The organism is Phyllobacterium myrsinacearum, from assembly GCF_002980555.1.
GTDB classification, from domain to species: Bacteria; Pseudomonadota; Alphaproteobacteria; order Rhizobiales; family Rhizobiaceae; genus Phyllobacterium; species Phyllobacterium myrsinacearum.
The window spans coordinates 1-936 of record NZ_PVBT01000017.1; the positions used below are offsets into that span (position 1 = coordinate 1).

Annotated in this window: 1 protein-coding gene; it reads left to right on the top strand. The window is 60.4% G+C overall.

Going from position 1 to position 936, the window contains the following annotated elements:
* Positions 1-89: 89 nt before the first annotated feature.
* Positions 90-936: plasmid replication protein RepC (gene repC, locus C5750_RS26150; protein WP_280952439.1), on the top strand; the 847-nt coding region annotated here is incomplete at its 3' end.

Sequence of the window (936 nt, forward strand, 5' to 3'; positions counted from 1 at the left end):
GAGAATCGCATTTCCGGGAATCAGTGTCAAGCAGAATTGGCGTCGTTTGGGCGGATGGATTTCTTTTGCCTATTGAAAGGTAGAAGACGATGCAGTCGGGGAATGCATTCACGACGCCCTTCGGGCGGCGGCCGCTGTCGCTTGGCATGCTGGCAACGCAGGCGCAGGCCAGCGCCGTCGATCCACAGGCTTCGGTCGACAAATGGAAACTGTTTCGCAGCCTGTGCGAGGCGCGGGCGCTGATCGGGATTTCCGACCGGGCGCTGGTGGTTCTGAACGCGCTGCTGACGTTCTATCCGCAGAGCGAACTTGCCGAGGCAAACGGCCTGGTGGTGTTTCCGTCCAATGCGCAACTGTCGCTGCGCGCGCACGGCATGGCGCCGGCAACGCTGCGCCGGCATCTGGGCGCGCTGGTGGAGAGCGGCCTGATTTTCCGCAAGGACAGCCCCAATGGCAAGCGCTATGCGCGCAAAGCCCGGACAGGAGCGACGGGGGCAGGGGAGGGCGGCGAGGCCTTTGGCTTCTCGCTGGCGCCCTTGGTGGTGCGGGCGCAGGAATTCGACGCCATGGCGGATGCGGTGCGCGCGGAGCGGCTGCAGCTGAAGCTGATGAAGGAGAAGGTGACGCTGTTGCGCCGTGATATCGTCAAGCTGATCGAGCTGGGCTTCGAGGAAATGCCTGACATCGACTGGAGCGCCCGCTACACGGCGTTTCGCGGTGTGATCGATGATATTCCGCGCCAGGCGACGATCCGCGATCTGGAGCCGGTTGTGGACGGGCTGGAATGCATCCAGCTGGAAATCTCCAAGCTGTTGCAGGATAAGCTGAATTTAACACAAACGAGCGCCAAAGAGTCTCATTCTGAGCGCCACAAACAAAATTCAAATACCAAATCCACTTCTGATCTTGAACCTGGCTTTAGAAAAGACCAAGGCC